19 protein-coding genes and 1 tRNA gene are annotated in these 22761 nt (G+C 60.7%); 12 read left to right on the top strand and 8 right to left on the bottom strand.

Annotation, left to right across the window (positions count from 1 at the left end; genetic code table 11):
* Window positions 1–4 precede the first annotated feature (4 nt).
* From OP494_RS01100 to OP494_RS01080, 5 genes are all read right to left on the bottom strand, one after another.
* Window positions 5–289, bottom strand: a complete 285-nt coding sequence (locus tag OP494_RS01100; protein ID WP_280538912.1) for a hypothetical protein — start codon at window positions 287–289, stop codon at window positions 5–7.
* Between the two features lie 93 nt (window positions 290–382).
* Complete coding sequence (locus tag OP494_RS01095; protein ID WP_075369920.1) at window positions 383–649, bottom strand: hypothetical protein; 267 nt, start codon at window positions 647–649, stop codon at window positions 383–385.
* Window positions 649–1236, bottom strand: coding sequence for a hypothetical protein (locus OP494_RS01090; RefSeq protein ID WP_075369919.1), 588 nt, complete (start codon window positions 1234–1236; stop codon window positions 649–651). Before OP494_RS01090 ends, OP494_RS01095 begins: the two co-directional genes overlap by 1 nt.
* A gap of 101 nt (window positions 1237–1337) precedes the next feature.
* A complete protein-coding gene (locus tag OP494_RS01085) occupies window positions 1338–1850 on the bottom strand; it encodes an opioid growth factor receptor-related protein (protein ID WP_075369918.1) in 513 nt (170 codons plus the stop codon).
* 385 nt (window positions 1851–2235) lie between these two features.
* Window positions 2236–3000 (bottom strand): hypothetical protein, encoded by a 765-nt coding sequence (locus tag OP494_RS01080; protein ID WP_280538911.1) that lies wholly within the window; start codon window positions 2998–3000, stop codon window positions 2236–2238.
* A gap of 368 nt (window positions 3001–3368) precedes the next feature.
* On the opposite strand from OP494_RS01080, the gene OP494_RS01075 reads away from it, so the two are divergent.
* Window positions 3369–3563: a hypothetical protein gene (locus OP494_RS01075; RefSeq protein ID WP_075369916.1), complete on the top strand. Its 195-nt coding sequence runs from the start codon at window positions 3369–3371 to the stop codon at window positions 3561–3563.
* A gap of 79 nt (window positions 3564–3642) precedes the next feature.
* On the opposite strand, the gene OP494_RS01070 is transcribed toward OP494_RS01075, so the two are convergent.
* Window positions 3643–3719: transfer RNA gene (locus OP494_RS01070), tRNA-Ile, on the bottom strand.
* A gap of 95 nt (window positions 3720–3814) precedes the next feature.
* Between OP494_RS01070 and OP494_RS01065 the strand changes: the two genes are divergently transcribed.
* The 10 genes from OP494_RS01065 to fhuB all read left to right on the top strand — a co-directional run bounded on the left by OP494_RS01065 (window position 3815) and on the right by fhuB (window position 17559).
* Entirely contained in the window at window positions 3815–4423 is a 609-nt protein-coding gene (locus OP494_RS01065) for a hypothetical protein (RefSeq protein ID WP_280539175.1), read from the top strand.
* A gap of 3 nt (window positions 4424–4426) precedes the next feature.
* Window positions 4427–5167, top strand: a complete 741-nt coding sequence (locus OP494_RS01060; protein WP_280538909.1) for a 4'-phosphopantetheinyl transferase superfamily protein — start codon at window positions 4427–4429, stop codon at window positions 5165–5167.
* A 209-nt stretch (window positions 5168–5376) separates the two neighbouring features.
* A complete protein-coding gene (locus OP494_RS01055; RefSeq protein ID WP_280538908.1) occupies window positions 5377–7470 on the top strand; it encodes a TonB-dependent receptor in 2094 nt (697 codons plus the stop codon).
* A gap of 235 nt (window positions 7471–7705) precedes the next feature.
* Entirely contained in the window at window positions 7706–9295 is a 1590-nt protein-coding gene (locus tag OP494_RS01050) for an aspartate aminotransferase family protein (protein WP_280538907.1), read from the top strand.
* Window positions 9296–9323: 28 nt separating this feature from the next.
* Window positions 9324–10703, top strand: a complete 1380-nt coding sequence (locus tag OP494_RS01045) for a lysine N(6)-hydroxylase/L-ornithine N(5)-oxygenase family protein (RefSeq protein ID WP_280538905.1) — start codon at window positions 9324–9326, stop codon at window positions 10701–10703.
* Complete coding sequence (locus OP494_RS01040; protein WP_280538904.1) at window positions 10700–13228, top strand: GNAT family N-acetyltransferase; 2529 nt, start codon at window positions 10700–10702, stop codon at window positions 13226–13228. The genes OP494_RS01045 and OP494_RS01040 overlap by 4 nt, the downstream gene beginning before the upstream one ends.
* Window positions 13229–13266: 38 nt before the next feature.
* Window positions 13267–13761 (top strand): RNA polymerase sigma factor, encoded by a 495-nt coding sequence (locus OP494_RS01035; RefSeq protein ID WP_280538903.1) that lies wholly within the window; start codon window positions 13267–13269, stop codon window positions 13759–13761.
* Window positions 13762–13846: 85 nt separating this feature from the next.
* Window positions 13847–14614 (top strand): ATP-binding cassette domain-containing protein, encoded by a 768-nt coding sequence (locus OP494_RS01030; RefSeq protein WP_280538902.1) that lies wholly within the window; start codon window positions 13847–13849, stop codon window positions 14612–14614.
* A gap of 10 nt (window positions 14615–14624) precedes the next feature.
* Window positions 14625–15557, top strand: coding sequence for an ABC transporter substrate-binding protein (locus OP494_RS01025; protein ID WP_280538901.1), 933 nt, complete (start codon window positions 14625–14627; stop codon window positions 15555–15557).
* On the top strand, window positions 15550–17559 hold the full coding sequence (gene fhuB / locus OP494_RS01020) for a Fe(3+)-hydroxamate ABC transporter permease FhuB (RefSeq protein ID WP_280538900.1): 2010 nt from the start codon (window positions 15550–15552) through the stop codon (window positions 17557–17559). Before OP494_RS01025 ends, fhuB begins: the two co-directional genes overlap by 8 nt.
* Window positions 17560–17688: 129 nt before the next feature.
* Here the strand turns inward: fhuB and OP494_RS01015 are convergent, their stop codons facing one another.
* Window positions 17689–19755 carry a TonB-dependent siderophore receptor gene (locus tag OP494_RS01015; protein WP_280538899.1) on the bottom strand — a complete coding sequence of 689 codons (2067 nt, stop codon included), beginning with the start codon at window positions 19753–19755 and terminating at the stop codon, window positions 17689–17691.
* A 129-nt stretch (window positions 19756–19884) separates the two neighbouring features.
* A complete protein-coding gene (locus OP494_RS01010; RefSeq protein WP_280538898.1) occupies window positions 19885–21558 on the bottom strand; it encodes a multidrug ABC transporter permease/ATP-binding protein in 1674 nt (557 codons plus the stop codon).
* 264 nt (window positions 21559–21822) lie between these two features.
* Between OP494_RS01010 and OP494_RS01005 the strand changes: the two genes are divergently transcribed.
* Window positions 21823–22698, top strand: coding sequence for an AEC family transporter (locus tag OP494_RS01005; protein ID WP_280538897.1), 876 nt, complete (start codon window positions 21823–21825; stop codon window positions 22696–22698).
* Window positions 22699–22761 lie beyond the last annotated feature (63 nt).

Below are 22761 nucleotides of genomic sequence, written 5' to 3'. Positions count from 1 at the left end.
CACCCTACTCGCCACCGGCCTGCAGCGTGGCCACCAGGTCGAAGTAGGCCCGCTCCGCGTCGCCCTCTTCGACGTTGGCGTCGATGAAGTCATTCAGGGCATCGCAGATCGCGATGGCTTTCGGCGAGTCGCCCAGCCGCTCGACCCATGCGTCGTACAGAGTACGCAGCGCATCGTAGTCCGGCTGATTCATCGACTCGAACAGCAGGTGCTCGTAGCCTTCCAGCGTGGCCAGCAGCTCAGCGCGGGTCGAGGCAGGGATCGGGATGCGGGTATCGGAGTCGGTCATGGCAAGATTCTAGCAGCCCACAGCGGCCAGTGGGCCGCATTTATGCCGTGGTCAGTGCGGCATAAAACGCCGCATGAGCGGCACAGGCAACCTTCACAGTAACTTCGGCTCGGGTGGGGAGAAGTCAGGCGCTTCGTCGTCCTCTTCACCCACCTTCAGCGTGATGAGCGAACCATCCTTCTGCAGATTCATTTCCACCGCAAAGCCCTCATCGCTCAGACTATCCTGCAGCCGTGCACTCACTTCGGTGAAGAGCGCCACACCGGGCTGTTCCGACGGGTGGTGATGCGGCAACAAGACGCTGCCGTCACGGAGCAGAAAAGTGGTTAGCGCTTCAGGCGAGTCATTGCTTCCAATCACTAGCAATCAGCCGTGTCGGGTTCCAAGGCATCTAGCCGCTTTTGCAGCTTTTCTATCCGCTGCTGAGACTGCGCGAAGCCTGCCGCTGCCGTGTTCATGAACCGAAGCATTTTCTGAAGTAGCTGCTCCATCGAGACATCATCATCAACTTTCTCCAGCTCACGCGCGAAGAATTCCTTGACCGACGGTTGCAGTGAATCTTCCAGGTCGTCGACTTCGGCTTCTAGTAGTTCCTTGGGCACATGGGCCTTGCCTGCTGCCTCGGCAAGTTCCAGTTGTAACGCTTCCAGTTCTCCTTGTTTGCGCTGCTTAGCGACCTTCGCCTGGTGCCTGAGAACCTGCTTGACGTATTCGCCGCCCCAGCCATTCAGCGTTTTCATCTTGGTATTACCGTAAGGCCACTCCAGCGAGAAGATGCCCACGTCAACGGGTTCCCCGAAGATACTCAACTTCCACTGATGGAGGGTCATGTCTCCATCAGCCGGTGGCAGCTTGCCCGGCAGGCTATCTAGTACCTCGGGTTCTGCATCGATCAGAATCCCGTATTTTTTCAGCACCCGGACACGTGGGTCATTCCAGTAAGCCATTCTACCTCCGGATTATTAAAATGTTTCTGCAAAGTCGACGAGCGAAGCCCAGCCCAACCGTGAAGCGGCTGGCCACGCCTTAGGCGACGGGATCAGCCTTCCTACGCCTCAATCGCCGCTCGCCAGTAACCCACCGACTGCTCCGACACGAAGCCCTGCTGCGTGCCGATCCCGATCACGGCGGACTGAAGAGCACGGGCCAGTTCCGGCTGATGACACAGATACAGGCTGCGGATCATGCGCGAAATACGCAGGTGGTTGTGCCCGCCGCGCTTTAGCCAGATATGCTCTCTGGGGTTGAGGTGAGGCAAGGCCACGATACCATACGGTTCACGCACCAAGCCGAAGAAGTCCAGCATCATGTCGAGCGATCTACGCTGGCGTTGCCTGAGTTCGTCAGATTCCGCAAACACGATCTGCGCTTCTTCGTCCAATAGCGGCGCAAAACCATTGAAGCGCCCTGCCTCGGGAATCGGAAACAACCACTGGATGTAATCGTGGGTATGTTCCAGCCAGAAGGATGGCATGGCCCAGATGTCTTCAATGGACCGCCCCTTGTGATCGGTACCCTCTTCGGAATAAAAACGAATCAAAGGAAAGATTACGGCATTCATCGCTGCTCCTTGGATCACAGTCTCTGCTAATTCTGATAGCCACGTCTACCCCACACGGCCCCGGTTGTTCGCGCCGATTTCGAACGTCACCGCATCACCGGCTTTGAACGAGCGGCAAGTTTGCGCAACTGCGTAAAAAAATACATTAGGCAGTGATGTTCGAATTCTCACTGGGTCATCTTATCGTGACAAGGACCAGACACATCGCCCAACCAAAATGAGAAGGAGACACATCATGCAGCTTTCACCAATCGACCACGGTTTCGACGTGCTGTCTGAGCCAAGAGATGCGGGCAACCCCCGAATCTCCGGCTCCCTACTTGGCATATCTACCAAGATATACAGCACAAGCGAGTGCCTAACTGCTAAGAAAATAATCCCGCCTCTAGTGGCTACTGCCTCTGTTTACCAAGTAAGCCTCTTTGATAGATTTATTATCCTCAAAGAGCTTATTAACCATATCACAGAGAGCGGCAAACTGATCAGGCAATGGAAACTTAAACTCTTCGATAAGAGGAAGCAGGTTGCCGGTTACTTTTTCTACAGTAGCCGGTTGATTAGACCAACCGCGCCGCGGCGCGTTATTTATAAGCTGGTTTTTGACGAGGCAGGAAAGAAGGACAACCGCTTCATCCACTTTTTCCGCCCTCTTCTTGCCACCTTTAGCAGAGCGCTGTGCAGTAGGTGACCCAGATGTGTAGGTTGCCGCTTCAAAATAGCCCGAATAATAGCTGGCGGACGCCAAGGCTTCCCACGCGAGCTCAGCAGAGCCCTCTTTGAGTGCACGCTTAGCAAGAGCGAGTTTTATTACCGATAAGTTCCAAGCGAGCTGTGCTTTTTCTTCAAGCTTCCATGGACCATTAGTGAAGTCAAACGCAAGGTCAATCACAAGCGACCGGGAGAGCTCTGATTTGTTGAGCCGATCTTCACAAACCAACAAGCCTTCACTGAGTTCTTTGGTCTTTTCGTCAGCGTAGGAGGAAAGATTTTCGAGAAGGGAGCCAATTGTAGCCTCCGGCCCACTAGGGCTTATTAAAGAAGCCAAGGTGGTTTCATCACATTCAACATAACAATCGGAATCAGTAGGCTTAGCCATTGCACTCGTAACCATGAACATTAAAAGAAGAGTACCGACTTTATCACAATCCATAATTCATCAAGCTAACGCTGCGGAAAAAAGAAGGCAGGAGGCTGATATGCCAGATGGGCTACTCGGACCCGAACAGGTCGCCCAGCGCTTAGGCATGAGTGTGGGCTGGGTGTACGGAAACAAGCATCGAATTGGTTACCTGCAACTCGGCACCTCACTTCGCTTTGAGCAGAGCGCAGTGGAGAGGGCCTGATCCCGCTGCTGCGCATGCAGCGCGACAACGCCCTCGGCACTATCGGCGAGTCATCAGGACCACAAGGGATCCGCGAGATCTTCGAGCGCCATCGTCAGATGCGCTAGGAGCAAAAGTGCAAGCGTCAGCGTGACGATTACGACGCCGGCGGCGCCAGGTACTACGGAGAATGAGCATGAAATACAGTGAGAACCAGATCATTCGGATCGGGGAAGGCGCGCGCATCATTGGCGTTAGCCGCAAGACGCTTTACAACTGGTGGGCAAAATACAAGACTTTTCCGCCGCCAACCGAGTACTCTCCGGGCGTGCGGGGATGGAGGAAGGTAGTGTTCGAGCAGGCATTGGAGAAGATGGAATCTGCACGATGATGTTGTACCAACAGCCCCCCATGCAGCCCCCTAGGGGAAAACCATGCGCCCGTTATTTGATATAAACGCTTGATATGTATGGTGGGCCCAGCAGGACTCGAACCTGCGACCAAGGGATTATGAGTCCCCTGCTCTAACCAACTGAGCTATAGGCCCTGACGCAACGGGGCAGTATCATAGCGGATGCCGATAAACGAGACTAGGGGTGATTGGCCCTTGGAGTGTGATTCCATCCCATGGAGGGTTTGGTGATGTATCAAATGAAGCGAATGGTGCGTCGTGTTGCTTGGGCGGCGGCATTGGGCGTGGTCGCGCTGCCTTGCGTGGCGCAGGCGGATTGGCAGTTGGATCCGGAGAAATCTCGCGTCGAGGCGACGATCACCGAGATCACCTCGTCCGGCTCAGAGGTGGCGCATCATCACGCACTGAAGCGCATGAACGGGCATATCGCGGAGGATGGCACGCTACGCTTGCCGGTGCGGCTCAACCAGACCGACATCCTCGATCAGTTGGGTGAGCTGCCGCCGTGGATGTCGAGCCTGTCGGATACCGAGCTGACCACGGTGGTCACGCAACTCGATCCCCAAGTGCTTGACGATCTACCCGTGGGCGAGTCCCGTACCGAGACGCTGATGCTCAGCGTGAAGGATGGCGATGCGTCGCAGCAGGAGCCACTGAAGGTGCGCTTCACGCGGGACAGTGAACACGAGATTCACGTGCGCAATGCCGAATCGGTGTCGCTGGATGGCCGCGCGATCATGCAGAATCAGACCGCACGTACCGTACTCGGGCTACTCGGCTATCAGCAGATCGATGACGAGGTACCGGTCGAGCTGGATGCTGTATTGGTGGACCGCTAAGCAATGCCCGAGGTGTGCGATCTCCCCGCCGGTTGTCAGGACTGGCAAACTCAGTGGCCTTGGCCGCGCCCGCTAGCGGGCGTCGCCTGGCGCGGGGTGAATTTCACGGCGCCCTCGGTGTGCGCAGCGGACTTTGCCACCCGAGGCATCGAATTACCGGCACGGCTGGCCACGGCGATCGCCAAGCGCCGGGGCGAGTTTCTGGCGGGGCGCCTTTGTGCCCGCGAGGCCCTGTACGCCGCCACAGGGCGTGTCGAGGTGCCGGGAATTGCGGCTGATCGTGCGCCTTGTTGGCCCGAGGGCACACTAGGCAGCATCACCCATAGCGGCGGGTTCGCCGCCGCTATGGCGGCGCCGCGTGATGCATGGCAAGGCCTAGGGCTCGATGCGGAAACGCTATTGAGCCCCGCGCGCGCCGAGCGCTTGGCGCCACAGATTCTCACCCCAGAAGAACACGCCTGGTGTAAAAGGCTCGATCATGACGCCCAGGCATTGTTCACCACCCTGGCATTTTCCAGCAAGGAGAGCCTCTTCAAGGCGTTGTATCCCTTGATCGGTGTGCGCTTTTACTTTCAGGATGCCGCACTCATCGACTGGCATCCCGTTACAGGGCACATCACGCTGCAATTGCGTCGTACCCTCTGCGACGGCTGGGCGTCGGGCGTGACGCTCGAAGGTCAATATACCGAGACAGCCTCACGCTTGTTGAGCCTCGTGGCCATTCCTTCGAACTCAGTCCAGTAATCACTTGGCAGCTCGCTACGTTTGGCTTCACTACTGCCTATCTCCTTCTTACGCTCTTCTGTTTCTCTGGCTTCTGGCTTTCTATTGCCTGTCTTTAGCTTCTACCCCCATACAATAATCTAAATAACAATCATTGTTATTGAGTTTTTATCCCTGCTCTGTACCCTAAGCCCTGCTTGAGAACAACTCTCATCACCAAGGGGATACTAATGAAAAAGACGCTTACCTTCGGCCTCATCGCGGCGGCCGGTGGCTCGGCGCTGCATGCCCAAGCACAGGAGACGCAAGACACCATGGTGGTGGTCGGCGCGCGTACGCCCACGGAGATCAGCCAGATCCCCGGCGCGGCATGGGTGGTGGATGAAGCCCAGCTCCAGCAGCAATTAAACGCAGGGCAGTCCTTGAAATCGGCCTTGGGGCGGCTGATTCCTGGCTTCGACTTCGGTTCGAGCACCAATCGCACCAACTATGCACAGAACTTCCGAGGGCGCGATGCGCTGGTGATGATCAATGGCGTGTCGCTGAATAGCTCACGCAGCCTGTCGCGGCAGTTCGATTCCATCGACCCGTTCAATATCGCGCGCATCGAGGTCCTGTCCGGCGCGAGCAGTCTGTATGGCGGCGGCGCTACCGGGGGCATCATCAACATCGTCACCAAGAAAGGCGAGCAAGGTCTCAACTTCGAGAGCGAGCTGGGCGTGACCAGTGGCTTCAACGATTCGGACGATCTCACCAAACGTGCGGCGCAATCCATCTCGGGCGGCAACGAACGCATTCAGGGGCGCCTGGCCATCGCGGTACAGGAGAACGGCTCCTTCTACGATGCCGATGGCGAGATCATCAAGCCGGACATCGCCCAGTCAGGCCTGCAGGAAAACCGTTCCGTCGATCTCATGGGCAATGTCGCCGTGAAGATCAGCGAGAATGAACGCCTCGATGTCACTGCGCAGTATTACGATTCGGCCTACGCGGGCAACAAAGGGCTTTATTACCCGAATTACGATAGCGGCGCGACGTATTCGGACAAGATCCAGGGGAGCGAGGTCCGCGACGGCTACGACTCGGATGTCGATCCCGAGACCGAGCGGCTGTATCTCAATGCTAACTACCATCACCGCGCGCTGTTGGGCCAGGAATTCTACGTTCAGGCCTATCACCGCGAGGAGTCCTCGGTCTTCAATCCATTCCCCGGGGGAAGCGCCTTTACCGTCTCGGAGCAGAACACCGACTTGACCGGCGCCAAGGCGGCGTTCACCGCGCAGCTCAGCGATCCCTTGAGCGTGACCTATGGGCTCGATCTCTCCCGCGAGGAGTTCGATTCCAAGCGTTATACGTTGGCACCTTCCGACGGCGGTCTGGAACTCGACCAGACCAGCGTTCTCGATCCGTATTACCCGTCGTTCCAGGCCGATACCCTGGCCGTATTCGCCCAGGCGGACTATCAGCTCACTCCGAACTTGCAGCTCTCCGGCGGCGCGCGCTTCGAGCAAACCGATGTCGAGGTCGAACCGCAGGGTGGCAACGACGGCGGCTCCAACAGCTACGATGTCTCGCTGTTCAATCTCAAGGCCCTTTACGACTTCCACAACGGCCACCAGACCTGGCTTTCGTATACTCAGGGCTTCGAGATTCCCGATATCGCCAAAGCCTATCGTGGAGTCAGCTTCGACATTTCGGACAATCCTGTGGACGGCATCAAGACTCAACAGCTCGAGACTGGATGGCGCTTCAACGGTGGCAACTGGCAGACGCAGGTTGCCGCCTACTATAGCTGGTCGGATAAAGCGATCGATTACCTCTACAGCAACGACGGTAATCTCGAGATCGGCGTCACCACCATCGACAAGGACGTCAGAACCTACGGAGTGGAAGGCAAGGTCGAGCGCTTCTTCGGTCAACACTGGACGCTCGGTTCGACGTTCAACGCCGTGACCTCCGAGGAAAAGGTCGGCGGCGAATGGGTGGATAGCAGCGTCACCGACGCCAGCATGCCCCAGGCGACCCTCTACGGCGAATGGTCGGACATCGATACCCGCGCCCGCTTGCAAGTTAACCGCGCTTTCGATCTCGACGATGCCTCGGGCAACGAGCTCGACGGCTTCACCACGGTCGACGCCACGGCCAGTCAGGACACGGCCTTCGGCACTTTCAGCCTGGGCATCGAGAACCTGCTCGATGAAGACTACGTGACGATCTGGGGCCAGCGTGCCGCCGTCTTCTATGAAGCCTATGGCGCCCAGTCGCTGTGGGACCTCAAGGGCCGTGGGCGCACCTACACATTGCGCTGGTCCCACGCTTACTAACCCTGCCCTTTCGACCGGCACATCGACAGCGGCCTGCTTCCCAAGCAGGCCGTTTTTCATGGCACGCCAAGCATCACTCAAAAAAATGCGTCTGCTCGGTTCAGAAACCGGGGCCGGCATCGTCTTCCTGTAGGCAACACTGATTTGTTAACGATTATCATTAACATAAGGAAGAAAGTCGCAACCTCATGATGTCCGTTGCGACCTCTTACGCCACCAGGACATAGGTGATGCCATGAGTCAAAACGCTGCCATTCGGATGGCGCCGCTTTCTTCCCGGCCGCTCGCATCTCGGGCGATGAGCGAAGACGCGAACCATGCCCTGTTCATGCCGCGCAATGCCGATGTCTATCGTCAGGGCATGCAGCGCTGCATCGAACTCGTGCAACGCAAGTTGACCGAGACCGGCCAGCCGTTCTCGGGAATTCTGCCCAGCGAGATGCAGCGACGCTTCGAGGGGCTGGATCTGAACCATCGGCTCGACGACCTCGACGCCGTGCTGGCGGAAGTCGAACGGCTGTATCTCGACGATGCGGTGTATTTTCATCATCCGCGTTATGTCGCGCACCTCAACTGTCCGATCACTTTGGCGTCGATCCTCGCCGAAGCGATCGCCACACCGATCAACACCGCCGTCGAGACCTGGGACCAGAGCGCCGGCGGCACCTTCATCGAGCAGGCGCTGATCGACTGGACGGTCCGCCGTATCGGCCTGGGCGATGACGCGGACGGTGTCTTCACCAGCGGCGGCACCCAGTCCAACCTGATGGCCCTGTTGATCGCGCGCGATCATCGCTGCGCAGCCCTCGACGGGCATCAGAATCGCGAACACGGCCTGCCCGCCGACGCGGCCAGGTTGCGCATCTTCGCCTCCGAGGCGAGCCACGTCAGTCTGCAAAAGGCCGCCGCGTTGCTGGGGCTGGGACACCGTGCCGTGGTGCCGATTCCCTGCGACGACCGCTACCGCATGGACACCGGGGCGCTGGCACGCGCCCTGGCCGAGAGCCGGCAAGCAGGAACGATTCCGATGGCCGTGGTCGCCACGGCCGGCACCACGGATTTCGGCAGCATCGACCCGCTGGCGGATATCGCCGCGCTCTGCCGCCAGCATGGGGTGTGGCTGCACATCGATGCCGCGTACGGCGGCGGCCTGCTGACATCGCCACGGCACCGCCACTGGCTGGCCGGTATCGAACAGGCGGATTCGGTCAGCGTCGACTACCACAAGTCCTTCTTTCAGCCGGTCAGTTGCAGCGCCTTCATGGTCGCCGAACGCCAGAGGCTCGGCTATGTCACCCATCACGCCGATTACCTGAATCCTGCCGGCCGGCACGACGACGCGCCGCCGGACCTGGTCGACAAGAGCCTGCAGACCACGCGCCGCCTCGACGCCCTGAAGCTCTGGATGACCTTGCGCCTGCTGGGGCCGGATGCCCTGGGCGAGTTATTCGATCGCGTCATCGCGCTGACCCGCGAGACGTACGACCTGCTGCGGACCGCGCCGGACATCGAGGTGATCACGGCACCACAGCTCACCACGCTGGTATTTCGCTACCGGCCGCGTGGCCACGACCTGGACGACGCCAGCCTGGATGCGCTCAACGCCCATATCCGACAGGCCCTCTCGCGCCACGGCGAGGCAGTCGTCGCGGCGACGCGTGTCCGGGGGCGCCGATACCTCAAGTTCACGCTGCTCAACCCGGAGACCGGCATCGACGATCTGGCCACGATCGTGGAGCGCCTTCAGGCCCATGGTGCCGACTTCCTGACGCGCGACGATGCCGCGCCACCCAGGCGACATGACCTCGCCGCCGCCTTCTCCTGATCCCCGGTCTTCAACGATGAGAGCCACCATGCCAACGCCGATTCACGACTTTATCGCCATCGGACTGGGCCCTTTCAACCTGGGCCTGGCCTGCCTGACGGACCCGCTCGAGGACGTCAACGGCCTTTTTCTGGAGCGCAAGGCCGGCTTCGACTGGCACCCCGGCATGCTGCTGGAAGACGCCACCCTGCAGACGCCCTTCCTGGCCGACCTGGTCACCCTGGCCGACCCCACCAGCCGGTTCAGTTTCCTCAACTACCTCAAGCGCCAGGACAAGCTCTACGCCTTCTACATTCGCGAGAACTTCTTCCCGTTGCGACGCGAATACAACCATTACTGCCAGTGGGCCATCGATCAGCTCACGTCGATCCGCTTCCATCACGAGGTGCAGCGCGTCGACTTCGATGCCGACGACGATTGCTACGTCGTGCACTGCGTGGATACCGCCCGCGATACCGCGACGAGCCATCGGGCCCGCAAGCTGGTACTCGGCACCGGCACGCAGCCCGACCTGCCCGCGTGCTGCCGCCCGCATGCCGAGCGGATCATCCACAGCGCCGACTACCTCGCGCACAAGGCCTGGCTCCAGCAGCAGCCGGCGATCACGCTGGTGGGCAGCGGCCAGAGCGCCGCGGAGATCTACAAGGACCTGCTGCAGGACATCGACCGCTACGCTTACACCCTGAACTGGATCACCCGCTCGCCGCGCTTCTTTCCGCTGGAATACGGCAAGCTGACGCTGGAAATGACCTCGCCGGAGTACATCGACTACTTCCACGCCCTGCCGCAGGCCACCCGCGATGACTTGATGTCGCAACAGGCGAACCTCTACAAGGGCATCGATCTGGCGCTGGTCAACGAGATCTACGACCTGCTGTATGCCAAGCGGCTCGATGGCCCCGTCGACACGCACCTGCTGACCAACGCCGAGCTGCAGGACTGTCACTACGACGCGGCACGCGCCACGTTCGAACTCGACCTTTACCAGACCGAACAACGACGGCCCTACCGCCATACGACCCCGGCGCTGGTGATGGCCACCGGCTATCGCTATCGGGAGCCAGGCTTCCTGTCGCCCATCCACGAGCACATTCGCCGCGACACCGCCGGGCGTTTCGCGGTGGACCGCTTCTACAGCATCGATCATGACCGCTCGCGTCTCTTCGTGCAGAACGCCGAGCGACACACGCACGGCTTGGCGGCGCCGGACCTGGGCATGGCCTGCTATCGCAACGCCTGCATCATCCGCGAGTTGACGGGAATCGAGCATTATCCCATCGAGCGTCGCATCGCCTTCCAGACGTTCGGCACGCCCGACGACGCCGTCTTCCGCCCCGCGCCCCGGCCGGCCCATCGCCAGCCAACCGCCGACGAGTCAGTCCCGTTGACCTGTGAGGTGCCGAAATGACGACATCCGCCTTTCTCAGCCCGCTGTACGATCCAGGCAATACCTACACCGACGCCATTCCCGGGCTCGGCCGCTTTCATCTGCGCGCCATCCACTGCGATGCGGACAGCGCCCTGATTCATGACTGGGTCAGCCGCGACTACGCTCGCTTTTGGGGCATGCGCGGCGACAGCCGCGAGCAGGTGGCGGCATTCTATAGAGGGCTGCACGAAAGTCCGCACAGCCAGGGCTATCTGGGCTTTTTCGAAGGCCGCCCCGCCTTTCTGGTCGAGTGCTACCAGCCTCAACACGATCCCATCGGCGCGCATTACGACGTGCGCCCCGGCGACCGGGGCATGCACGTGCTGGTGGCACCACCGGAAACGCGCATCCCCCGCTTCACCTGGGGCGTGCTCAGCAGCGTGATGGCGCTGATGTTCAGCGATCCCGCCACAGACCGCGTGGTCGTCGAACCCGATGTCCGCAACGAACGTATCCATCCGCTCAACCGCCGGGTGGGCTTTCGCTACGACCGCCAAGTGCGTCTGCCGGAGAAAACCGCGCATCTGGCGTTCTGCACCCGCGCCCAATTCCACGCCGCCTATCACCAGGCGCTGGCAGCGCTCTCCCGCGAAAGTCTGCCAGCCAGAGAACCACTGCCATCCATGGAACAGGAGACCACCGCCATGGAGACGCCTCCGGCAATCGACGCGCGCCTCGCCCATCTCGACCCCGAGCGCTGGGCCCGGGCCAGCCGTCAGTTGATCCGCAAGGCCATCGCCGAATTCGCCCACGAACGCCTCGTGGCGCCCCGCCGGCTCGACCGGCAAGGCGATTGGGGCGACTACACCTTGCCCATTCCCGGTGCGAACGGCCATTACCGCTTCCGGGCACGTCGCATGCAGCTCGATCACTGGTGGATCGCCCCCGGCTCCCTCGCGAAGATCGTCGACGACGAGCCCGCCGAGCTGGATGCGCAGCGTTTCATCATCGAGTTCAGCGCCGTGCTCGGCCTCGACGACGAGACGCTTCCCGTGTATCTGGAGGAGATCGGCAGCACCTTGTCCGGCAGTGCCTACAAGCAGGCGCATCAGCGACTCACGGCGGCCGAGCTGGCACATGGCGACTTCCAGACCATCGAAAGCGCCATGACCGAGGGCCACCCGAGCTTCGTCGCCAACAACGGACGCATCGGGTTCGACGCCGACGACTACCATGCCTACGCCCCCGAGGTCGGCGCCGACATCCATCTGGTGTGGCTGGCCGTGCATACGCAGTGTGCCGAATTCAGCAGCGTGAGCGATCTGTCCTACACCGAACTGCTCGAACAGGAGCTGGGCCGCGACACCGTGGCACGCTTCCACCGTCACTTGCAGGCATGGGGACTGGACCCTCAAGCCTACCTGCTCATGCCGCTGCATCCCTGGCAATGGCACAACAAGCTGGCGATCGGCTTTGCCAGCGAGATCGCCAACCGGCGTATCGTGTACCTGGGCACCGGCGACGACCGCTACCGCGCCCAGCAATCGATACGTACGATGTTCAACACCTCGCAGCCCCGGCGCCGGTACGTGAAGACGGCGCTCTCGATCCTCAACATGGGCTTCATGCGCGGCCTTTCGCCTTACTACATGCAGGCGACGCCGGCCATCAATGAATGGCTCAAGACACTGCTCGACGGCGACGCCTTCCTGGCCGACAACGGATTCACCCTGCTGCGCGAGGAAGCCGCCATCGGGTATCGCAACGCCTATTTCGAGGATGCCGTCGCCCGTGACAGCCCTCACAAGAAGATGCTCGCCTGCCTGTGGCGCGAAAGTCCGCTCAATCATCTGCCGCCCGGTCAGCGCCTGATGACCATGGCCGCGCTGCTGCATCGCGATAAGGACGGTCAGGCACTCCTCCCGGCGCTTGTCGAGGCCTCGGGGCTCACGCCCCGCGACTGGCTACGGCGCTATCTCACCGCCTACCTGACGCCGATCCTGCACTGCTTCTACGCCCATGACCTGGTCTTCATGCCCCACGGCGAGAACGTGATTCTGCAGCTCGATGCGCACGTGCCGGTGCGCGCGATCATGAAGGACATCGCCGAGGAAAGCGCGATCATGGACCCCGACGCCGCGCTTCCCGAAGGCGTGAAACGCCTGGCCGTGGCCGTGCCGGAACACCTCAAGGTGCTGTCGCTGTTCACCGATACCTTCGACTGCTTTTTCCGCTACCTGGCCCCGATCATGGTCGAGCATGGCGAGGCACGGGGCGATTTCACCGAATCCGATTTCTGGCACTGCGTCGCCGATTGCATTCTCGATTACCAGCGCCGCCATCCCGAATTCGCTGATAAGTTCGCGCGTTACGACCTATTCGCGCCAAGCTTTGCGCGCTCCTGTCTCAACCGCCTGCAACTGGGCAACAACCGGCAGATGATCGACCTTGCCGATCCGTCCAAAAATCTGCAGCTGGTCGGCGAGCTGGACAACCCCATCGCCCCCTGGCGACCACCCGCGCATGACACGGACGACGCTCGGCGCCACGCCGAGACGGCATGACGCCATCACGCGACGCTACCCACGGACGGACCCGACATATGGTCGATACACTCGATAGACTGTTCATGGAGCATTCCCGGGAGCTTGTCGGCTATCTGGCCGGCAAGCTGGATACGCCGGAGCTGGCGGCCGACCTCTGCCAGGAGGTGTATCTGCGCCTGCAGCGCGCGAGACTCACTCAGCCGCTCGCCAATCCTCGCGCCTACCTGTTCCGCATTGCCCGCAACCTGCTGATCGATCATCAGCGCCAGGCCAGGGCGCGGCCCGAGACGATTCCCCTGGAAGACACCACCACCGGGCTCGCCTGTGCACGGCATTGCCCCGAGGCAGATGCCTGCCAGACCCAGCGCCTGGCGTGCGTACGAAAATGCCTGAACGACCAGCCGCAGCACATTCGTCAGGCGTTGCTTTGGCATCGTCTCGAGGGAGTGCCGCAACGCGAGATCGCCACACGCCTCGGCGTCTCGGAGCGCATGGCCGGTCGCTACATCGCTCAAGCCGTTCAGGCCTGCCACCAAGCCGTCGACGACTGACCTCGGCGCCCCGGGAGTTTTGATAACCGTTCTTATTTGAATTACGATTACGCTCTAAGATTCTCCCGCTTGGGGTTCACCTGTAATGTTCAACGTCGACGCTGCCAGCTTCGAGGTCAACGGCCAGTGCCTATTGCACCCCACCGACCTCACCTTCGAAGAAGGCAAGGTCTATGGACTGATCGGCCACAACGGCTCGGGCAAGTCGACCCTGCTCAAGCTGCTCGCCCAGCAGCAAGCGCCGAGTCGCGGTCATATTCGCCTCGACCGGCGTCCACTCGCCGATTGGGGGACGCGTGAATTCGCCCGCCACGTGGCGTATCTGCCCCAACATCTGCCCAGCGCCGACAACCTGACCGGTCGTGAGCTGGTGGGCTTCGGGCGCTATCCCTGGCATGGGCTGCTGGGGCGTCTCAACGGCAAGGACAAGACGCAGATCGATCGTGCCATCGCACTGACCCATACCGAAGCCTTCGCCGACCGCCTGGTGGATACGCTTTCCGGCGGCGAACGCCAGCGTGTGTGGCTGGCAATGCTGCTCGCCCAGGAAAGCCGCTTCCTGCTGCTGGACGAACCCCTGGCGGCACTGGACATCGCGCATCAGGTCGAGGTGCTGGCCCTGGTGCGGTCACTGTGTCGCGAGCTAGGGCTAGGCGTCGTCATCGTCCTTCACGACGTCAACATGGCGGCACGTTACTGCGATCACCTGATCGCGCTGCACAGCGGGCAAGTCCTGGCCCAAGGCGCGCCCCGCGACTTGATGTGCGATGCCACCCTGGAAGCCATCTACGGCATCCCCATGCGGGTCATGTCCCACCCCGGCGGCGAGCACCCCATCGCCGTACTGCATTGATGGAGTCGCTGTGACGCCATTGTCGATGCGCGGAGACAATCTCCGCTTTCACCTCCTTGCCCTGGCGTTGCTGGTGCTGCTCGCCGGGCCGCTTACCGCCAGCGCCGCCGATACGCCACGTATCGCCACCGTTGACTGGACCATCGCCGAAACGCTGCTGGCACTCGGCGTAACGCCTGTGGGTGTGGCGCAAACGGATGCCTACCGCGAATGGGTGGGCGCCCCGTCGCTGCCCGCCGAGGTGGCCGATATCGGCCTGCGCGCGCAGCCCAACCGTGAGCTGCTGGCCCAGCTCGATCCCGACCGCATTTTGCTCTCGCCGATGTTCAGTACCCTGGCCCCCAGCCTCGAACGCATCGCCCCGACTGACACCGTCGCGCTCTATACCCCGGGTAGCGATCTGTGGACGCGACTAAAAAACGCCACCCGCGAGATCGCCGCCATTGCCAACCGCGAGGCGGAGGCAGACACGCTGCTCGCCTGGCTGGATGCCCACCTCGCCCTTTTACGGCAATCGCTCGCTAGCCGGGAGATCGGCGACCGCCCCTTGCTCGTCGTGCAGTTCATCGACGACCGTCATGTGCGCGTGTTCGGCGAACATAGCCTCTATAACGCTGTCATGCAGCGCCTGGGGCTGGAAAACGCTTGGCAGGACGCCACCAATTACTGGGGCTTCGCCACCGTGGGCCTGGAAGCATTGGCCAAGCTCGATGATGCACGCTTGGTCGTGATCGAGCCGATGCCCGTCGGCGTCGACGAGCGCCTCGCGTCGAGCGCCCTGTGGCAGCATTTACCTTCCGTGCGTCGCGACGACGTGCTCACGCTGCCACCGGTATGGAGTTTCGGTGGCGCGCCCTCGGCGGCGCGCTTCGCCGACCATCTGAGCCAGGCGCTCATCGACGCGGCCGCAACACCGCCGACCCACGAGGCGCCCGATGCGTGACTGGATCTCCCGTTCTTTGCCGTTCCCGCATTTTGTGCTGACCCCCGCGCGCCTCTGCACACTGCTCGCGCTGGTGTGTCTCGCCCTGAGCGGTCTCTCGCTGGCGACGCAACTACCCGTCGCGCAGTGGGCACAGGCGCTGTTCGCCCCCGATGAAGGCAACATCGACCAGTTGCTGACGCACTACAGCTGGCTGCCACGCTGGACCATCGCCCTGCTGGCCGGTGGCGCTCTGGGGATCGCCGGGGTCTTGATGCAGCAAGTGTTGCGCAACCCCTTGGCCGCCCCCACGACCCTCGGCGTCGCCACCGGGGCACAACTTGCCTTGTTGCTCGCCACGCTGTTCGCCCCTGGCCTGCTCCTCCTCGGCCGCGAATGGGTGGCCGTAGTGGGCGGCAGTCTGGCCATGGGGCTGGTATTCGCATTGGCATGGCGACGCGGCCTCGCGCCCATGGTGGTCGTACTCGCCGGATTGGTGGTCAATCTCTACCTTGGGGCGGTCAGCACGACGCTAATACTCTTTCACCAGGAAGAGCTACGAGGCCTGATGGTGTGGGGTGCGGGTTCGCTTTCGCAGAATAGCTGGGACGGCGTGCTCTACCTGCTCCCGCGTCTGGCCATCGCGCTGGTGCTGGCCGGGCTCATGCTGCGCCCGCTGGCGATCCTTGAGCTCGACGACGTCAACGCCCGTAGTCTGGGAGTCTCGCTCAAGCATCTGCGATTGATGAGCCTCGGCCTGGCGGTTTTCATCACCGCCTGTGTGGTCAGCGTGATCGGCATCATTGGCTTCATCGGCTTGGCGGCACCGGCCATCGTCCGTTTATTGGGCGCGCGCACGCTGCCCCAACGCTTGCTGTGGGCACCGATTTTAGGCGCCTTGCTGCTGACCACGACCGATCAGCTTTTGCAGCGCTTTTCCGGCTCGCTACCCACGATGATTCCCACCGGCGCGACGACCGCCGCCCTAGGGGCACCACTGCTGTTATGGCTGATTCCGCGCCTCAAGCTGGGGGGCGACCGTCCGCATGCAGCGCCCATGCTGACGGCGCCACGTCGTCGCCACCCCGGCCGCTTGCTGATGGCCTTGGGGCTGGCACTCACGATCGCGCTCGCGGCTTCCTTGTTGCTCGGCCAGAATAGCGAGGGCTGGGCCTGGCCCTCGTGGTCGGTGTGGCACGCCACGCATGAATGGCGCTTGCCGCGCACGCTAGCGGCGGCGGGCGCCGGCACGCTGTTGGCCTTGGCCGGGACCTTGATACAACGCGTGACCGGCAACCCCATGGCCAGTCCGGAAGTCGTGGGGATCAGCGGTGGTACCGCCATCGGCCTGATCGGCGTGGTGCTGTTCGTACCCGGCGTAGGCCTGCCGATGCTACTGCTCGCCGGCACCCTGAGCGCGTTGGCGACGTTAGGCATCCTGCTACTGATCAACCGTCGCAGCGGTTTTCAGCCGGAGCGCGTACTGTTGACGGGCATCGCCATCACCGCGCTATTCGATCCGCTACGCAGCATCGTGCTCGCCAACGGCGACCCTCGCACGCAGCAACTTCTGGCCTGGATGTCGGGCTCGACCTACTACGTCGACACTTCACTGGCCATCGTGGTGGTCGCCAGTGCCGTGGTGTTGACGCTGGCATTGCAATGCCTGGCCCGCTGGCTTGATCTATTGCCGATGGGCAACTCCAGCGCCCGCGCGCTGGGGGTCAACGTCAACCGGGCGCGCCTTTCCTTGCTCGGCGTCGTCGCCCTGCTCACCGCCGCCGCGACATTGGTGATCGGGCCACTGTCCTTCGTCGGCCTGCTGGCACCGCATATGGCACGCCTGCTGGGTGCGTCACGAGCACGCGCACACCTGCTCGCCGCCGCCCTGCTGGGGGCGCTCTTGATGGTGCTGGCCGACTGGCTGGGGCGTCAGTGGCTGTTCCCGCAGGAAATTCCCGCCGGCTTGATGTCCTCGCTGCTCGGCGGCGCCTACTTCATGTGGTCGCTGAGGAAGCTGTAGAGAGAAGATGGAAGATGGAAGATGGAAGAAAATAGTCTCGGCATGTGAAATATGACAATCAATCAAAATGGCCCGGGGATTCCCGGGCCATTTTCTTACTCTTCTTTCTGGCTTCTTATAACGTGACGCTTACCAACGATACTTGAGGCTGCCGATTACACTGCGCGACTCGCCGTAGTAGCACCAGAAATCACAACTAGCGACATACTCTTCGTCGGTGATGTTGTTGACGTTAACCTGAGCGGTCCAATGGTTGTTGAAAGCGTAACTCGCCATAGCGTCTCCCACGGTGTAGTCAGGCACGGTGATACTGCCATCGACCGACTCTCCTACATGGCGAATCCCGGCACCGACTGCCAGCCCATTCAAGGCGGTCCCTTCGAAATCGTAGTCCAACCACGTGGATGCCATATGGCGTGGAATCAGCGCCGCACGGTTGTCATCTTCATCACGTGCATCCGTATAAGTATAAGCGGCTGTCAGCTTGAGTGAATCCGTGAGATAGCCCACACCTTCTAACTCAAAACCGGTAGAGGTCTTCTCACCTTCCTGCGTTTGATATCCTGCAGGCGTCGTAGCAAAGGAGTTGGACTCTTTAATATCGAACACTGCGGCCGACACATAGCCATCCCAGCTCGAAGGCGCGTACTTGACACCCGCTTCCCACTGTCGGCCCTCAATCGCTTCGAAAATCGCGCCGTTGGCATTGCTAGTATTGGCACTTGGTCTGAATGATTCGGTATAACTGATATAAGGACTCACACCGTTATTACCCAAGTACATGATACCACCGGAGAAAGATGTCTCGGACTGAGTCTCGTCGACCGTGACATCCGTGCTCCCATCAACATTTTTCACATCAGCGCTATCATGCCGGACACTGCCCAACAGCACCCAGCGGTCATCAATGCGCAGTTGGTCCTGCACATAAACGCCAAGTTGTTGCTTATCGATCTGTCTGCCGGTCAATTGACTATCAGGCACCGGCGTAATGCTCGTGTCAGGCTCGAAGATACCGACGGTGTCATAACCACTAAAATCACTATCATATTCCTTGCCATCGAGACTGAGATCTTGATAATCCACCCCGACTAGCAAGGTATTTTCCGTACGATCGGTGTACCACTTACCGACCATTCGGTTGTCGATGGTAACGCTGTCTATATCTCCATCACGCTGCAGATGGCCACGAGTAGCTGTGCGCTCATCAACACGTGACAAGATGTAGGTACTACGCAGGTCTAGATCGAGATGGCTATAGCGGAGATCCTGCTCGAATTTCCAAGTGTCATCGAGTTGGTGCTTGAATTCGTAACCAATGGCCGTCTGGGTATGCTCGTCCTTGTCGTAGTCAGACGCCCCGTAGTTGGTCTCCGGATCCACCTTGCCGAACGGCGTGTCCTGCACCGTGCCATAGGCAAGCTTGAAGGGGTTTTCGGGAACTCCATCGTCCTTCTGGTAGCTGGCCAGCACGGTCAGTTGAGTGTCATCGGAGATATCCCACTCGAGACTTGGCGCGAAGTAGACCCGCTCATTATCAGTGCCATCCAGAACGCCATCACGTTCCTTGTAAAGTCCCACGAAACGGTAGCGCACATCGCCGCTTTCGGTTACGGGTCCTGATGTATCGATCCCGAACTGGCGATGATTGCGGTTACCGGCTTGGATCTCGATCTCACCTCGTTTCTCAGCGGTGGGACGCTTGCTCACGGCATTGATGATCCCCCCCGAGGGCGCTTCGCCATAGAGGATCGACGCTGGCCCTTTGAATACATCGACACTCTCCAAACCATAGGGCTCGGGCAACCACTGATAGTAACCAGTTCGATAAATACGTAGGCCATCTTGGTAGGTTGCCTGATCAAAGCCCCTGACCTTGAACCAATCCGTGTTGTTGTCCGAGCCATACATGCCAGACAGTACACCGGCCCGGTAGCGAAACGTCTCGTCGAGGCTCTGGACGTTACGCGCTTCGAGTTCTTCTCGGCTCACGCTGGAGACCGAACGCGGCGTCTCGGCAAGCGGCATCGCCACCTTGAGTGCCGTCGCGGTCACGACCACCGTATCGGTCTGGGGCGCGTTGTCTTGTGCCTGCGCCGCTAGCGGGCAGCTCAGCAGCAGCGATGCCATGGCCAGGCGACGTGCCGTGGACGACAACACGTTGATCGGCTGCGATGGGGAGAGGGAGCGGGACATGAGGTTTCCTTGTGAAATTTTATTAGCAGGCGGCTGGGAGCGCGCGTCAAGCAAAGCCTATCGCATATGATAAGAATTGTGATTTGTTTTCACAATGGCGAGCCTTCAACGCTGACCTCTTCTTCCCTCTCACACGTTGCCTGATGTGTCTTCGAGCCGTGCCACGGCGTCGCGACTCACCCGCTCACGCATATCGCCAGTCAATTCGCTCAACTGCCCCGCGCGCATTTCCAATAGCCTGTCGGCGTGCTGGAAGTAGTGATCGTCGTGGCTAATGGCGAAGACGGTCTTGCCGTGTTCGCGCAGCAAGGGCAGCAGCTCGCGGTAGAAAATGCGCCGGAACTGCGGGTCCTGGTCCGCCGCCCATTCGTCGAGCAGTAGGATATCGCGCTGTTCGGCCACCGCCAGCAGCAACGCCAGGCGCTTGCGCTGCCCTTGGGAAAGCTGCGTGTCGGTGACCCGCCAGCCATCGAAATGCAGCTTCTCGCCCATGCCCAGGCGCGCAATCCAGGCTTCGGTCAAAGCCGTATCGGGCGCCTCGCCATCAGGGCCGATCACCTGATCGAAGAGATGAAAGTCGGTGAATACGGCAGCGAAGCGGCTACGAAACGCCTGCCAGCCAGCCTCGTCCACGGGGGTACCATCGATGAAGATCTCGCCAGCATATGGTTGATAAAGCCCGGTCAGCAGGCGCGCCAGCGTCGATTTGCCACTGCCGTTGCCACCGATCAGGAATACCAGCTCACCGCGCGATAAGGTGAGATCGACCGGGCCCACTTCAAACCCTCGGCCATGCTCGCCCGCTGCATAGGCAAAGGTCACGCCGCGCAGTTCCAGTGTCTGCCAGTCGCCATGCGCGGCGTTCTCGCCGAACTCGGCACGATACTCGGTCAATTCCAGTGTCTTGAGCTTGTCGAAGGCGACCTGGGCACTCAACAGCGTGGGCAATGCCCCGACCGCCTGGATCAAGGGCGTGCGCAGGAACAACAGCGTCAGCGAATAGGTCGCCGCCACATTGGTGTTGGCCCACCCCAGGCCATTGGCGAGGAAGAACACCATGCCGATGGCGCCCAGCATCATGATGTTCGACCAGTTCACCGCGCTCAGGTGGAAGGTATCGGAGCGGATGATGTGATGCCGATAGGCCTTGGCATCGCGCTCGTAGACATCCTCGTAAAGCGCCCGGGCACGGTCGCGATTGAGCGCCAGTTCCTTGCGGCCGTCGATCACCGCCTCGTAATCCTTGTAGAGCCGGTCCTCGGTATCACGCACCTGCCCCAGATGGCGGTACACATGCGACACCAGATACCAGCCCCCCACCACGGTCACCGCCACCCAAAGCGCGGTGATGAACAGCATCCCCGGCGAGAGCCAGGCCAGATAAGCGGCCGAGCCCAGCGTCAGGATCACCCCCTGCACCAGTTCGGGAAGTCGCACGAAAGCGATGGTGATATTACGAATGTCGCTGGATAAACTTGCCAGCAGGTGCGCGCTCCCCAGACGCTCGAGCCGTTCGATGTCGGTATCCAGAATCCGCTTGATGAGACGCCCGCGCAGTCGATAGACGAAATGGTGGCCAAGCACGGTCAGCGCCAATTGCGAACCGAGCGTGACCGCCAGCAGCAAAGCGATCAGCCCCAGGAACTGAGGCAGTACCAGAAGCGGGTCGCCTTGGGCCTCGATCAAGTACTGGTTGATGAAGGCGATGACCCCGATACCGAGCCCCGCGCTGGCCAGGCTCAACACCATGACGCCGATGAACGGCCAGCGGTAATCGCGATAGACGACGCGCAAAAGTTCCATGCAGTTCTCTAAACGTTTTTTGAAGGTGGCGACGCGCCGCGTTATACGCGACGCCGATGAGTGTCAGTGTGGTCCACGATTCTTGCCAATTCTCGCGCCACGTCAAGGTAAAGGATTCTCGTTTTCGTATGCACGTTGCAACGATTCACCACGATTGGCGACAATAGCACCCCATATGGCACTTTCCGCGACCCTCATAGTCGCGTTCAACATCGTCCCGTCCACCTCCGCACCGTGGACGCAGACCCTGAATCAGGCTCGCGCATGCTCGCCCAACTCTTCGCTGTCATGGCTCCCGTGTTCGTGGGCGCCAGTATCGGATTTTTCTGGATACGCCTGGGATACGCGTATCCCACTGACTTTGTCACCAAACTGGTCTTCAACGTCGGCACGCCATCGTTGATTCTCGCCTCGCTCTCCGGCGCCAACATCGATGCCCACACCTTCGGGCGTACCATGCTGAGTACGCTGGGCGTGCTTCTGATCATGGCGCTGGCTACCTGGCTGATGGCGCTACTGCTGCGCAAGAACTGGCGCGTGCTATTGGCGCCCATGATGTATCCCAACACCGGCAATATGGGCTTGCCGGTGGCGCTGTATGCGTTTGGCAGCGAGGGCTTCGCCTATGCCATCACCGTGATGGTGACGGTCGCCCTGGTGCAGTTCACCTTCGGCGTGATGATGATCAGCCGCAGCAATCCGCTGAAGAGCCTGCTGCGCACGCCTACCGTGTATAGCATTCTGCTGTCGGTGGCCATCCTGCTGACGGATACCGACCTGCCGTTGTGGATCGACAACACGGTAGAGCTGATCTCCGGCTTCACCGTCCCCTTGATGCTGATCACCCTCGGCGTCTCGCTGGCCAACATCCAGGTACGCAGCCTGTCCTCGGGGCTCGCCTTCAGCCTGCTGCGCACGGCGCTCGCCGTGTGCGTGGCCTTCGGCGTGGGCTGGCTGCTAAACCTCCCGCCCTTGGCGCAGAGCGTGCTCGTGCTGCAAATGAGCATGCCGGTAGCCGTCTACAACTATCTCTTCGCGCAACGTTCACGGCGCGAACCGCAATATGTTGCCAGCCTGGTGTTCTGCTCCACATTACTAGCCTTCATTTACGTGCCGCTGCTGCTGGCGCTGTTCATGTAGCGTGTGTGTCCTGGCGCATGGCATGTAATTGTCAAAGCACACATCTCTGTTATTCTTCGTAAT

Source organism: Chromohalobacter sp. 11-W (assembly GCF_029889905.1).
In the GTDB taxonomy this organism is placed as follows: domain Bacteria; phylum Pseudomonadota; class Gammaproteobacteria; order Pseudomonadales; family Halomonadaceae; genus Chromohalobacter.
The sequence above is the reverse complement of the archived record's forward strand: the minus strand, read 5'-3'. Positions and strand labels throughout refer to the sequence as shown.

Coding starts and splice junctions, on each gene's coding strand:
- OP494_RS01100 (WP_280538912.1), bottom strand. CDS start 289: ATGACCGACTCCGATACCCGCATCCCGATCCCTGCCTCGACCCGCGCT.
- OP494_RS01090 (WP_075369919.1), bottom strand. CDS start 1,236: ATGGCTTACTGGAATGACCCACGTGTCCGGGTGCTGAAAAAATACGGG.
- OP494_RS01085 (WP_075369918.1), bottom strand. CDS start 1,850: ATGAATGCCGTAATCTTTCCTTTGATTCGTTTTTATTCCGAAGAGGGT.
- OP494_RS01080 (WP_280538911.1), bottom strand. CDS start 3,000: ATGGATTGTGATAAAGTCGGTACTCTTCTTTTAATGTTCATGGTTACG.
- OP494_RS01075 (WP_075369916.1), top strand. CDS start 3,369: ATGAAATACAGTGAGAACCAGATCATTCGGATCGGGGAAGGCGCGCGC.
- OP494_RS01065 (WP_280539175.1), top strand. CDS start 3,815: ATGTATCAAATGAAGCGAATGGTGCGTCGTGTTGCTTGGGCGGCGGCA.
- OP494_RS01060 (WP_280538909.1), top strand. CDS start 4,427: ATGCCCGAGGTGTGCGATCTCCCCGCCGGTTGTCAGGACTGGCAAACT.
- OP494_RS01055 (WP_280538908.1), top strand. CDS start 5,377: ATGAAAAAGACGCTTACCTTCGGCCTCATCGCGGCGGCCGGTGGCTCG.
- OP494_RS01050 (WP_280538907.1), top strand. CDS start 7,706: ATGAGTCAAAACGCTGCCATTCGGATGGCGCCGCTTTCTTCCCGGCCG.
- OP494_RS01045 (WP_280538905.1), top strand. CDS start 9,324: ATGCCAACGCCGATTCACGACTTTATCGCCATCGGACTGGGCCCTTTC.
- OP494_RS01040 (WP_280538904.1), top strand. CDS start 10,700: ATGACGACATCCGCCTTTCTCAGCCCGCTGTACGATCCAGGCAATACC.
- OP494_RS01035 (WP_280538903.1), top strand. CDS start 13,267: ATGGTCGATACACTCGATAGACTGTTCATGGAGCATTCCCGGGAGCTT.
- OP494_RS01030 (WP_280538902.1), top strand. CDS start 13,847: ATGTTCAACGTCGACGCTGCCAGCTTCGAGGTCAACGGCCAGTGCCTA.
- fhuB (WP_280538900.1), top strand. CDS start 15,550: ATGCGTGACTGGATCTCCCGTTCTTTGCCGTTCCCGCATTTTGTGCTG.
- OP494_RS01015 (WP_280538899.1), bottom strand. CDS start 19,755: ATGTCCCGCTCCCTCTCCCCATCGCAGCCGATCAACGTGTTGTCGTCC.
- OP494_RS01010 (WP_280538898.1), bottom strand. CDS start 21,558: ATGGAACTTTTGCGCGTCGTCTATCGCGATTACCGCTGGCCGTTCATC.
- OP494_RS01005 (WP_280538897.1), top strand. CDS start 21,823: ATGCTCGCCCAACTCTTCGCTGTCATGGCTCCCGTGTTCGTGGGCGCC.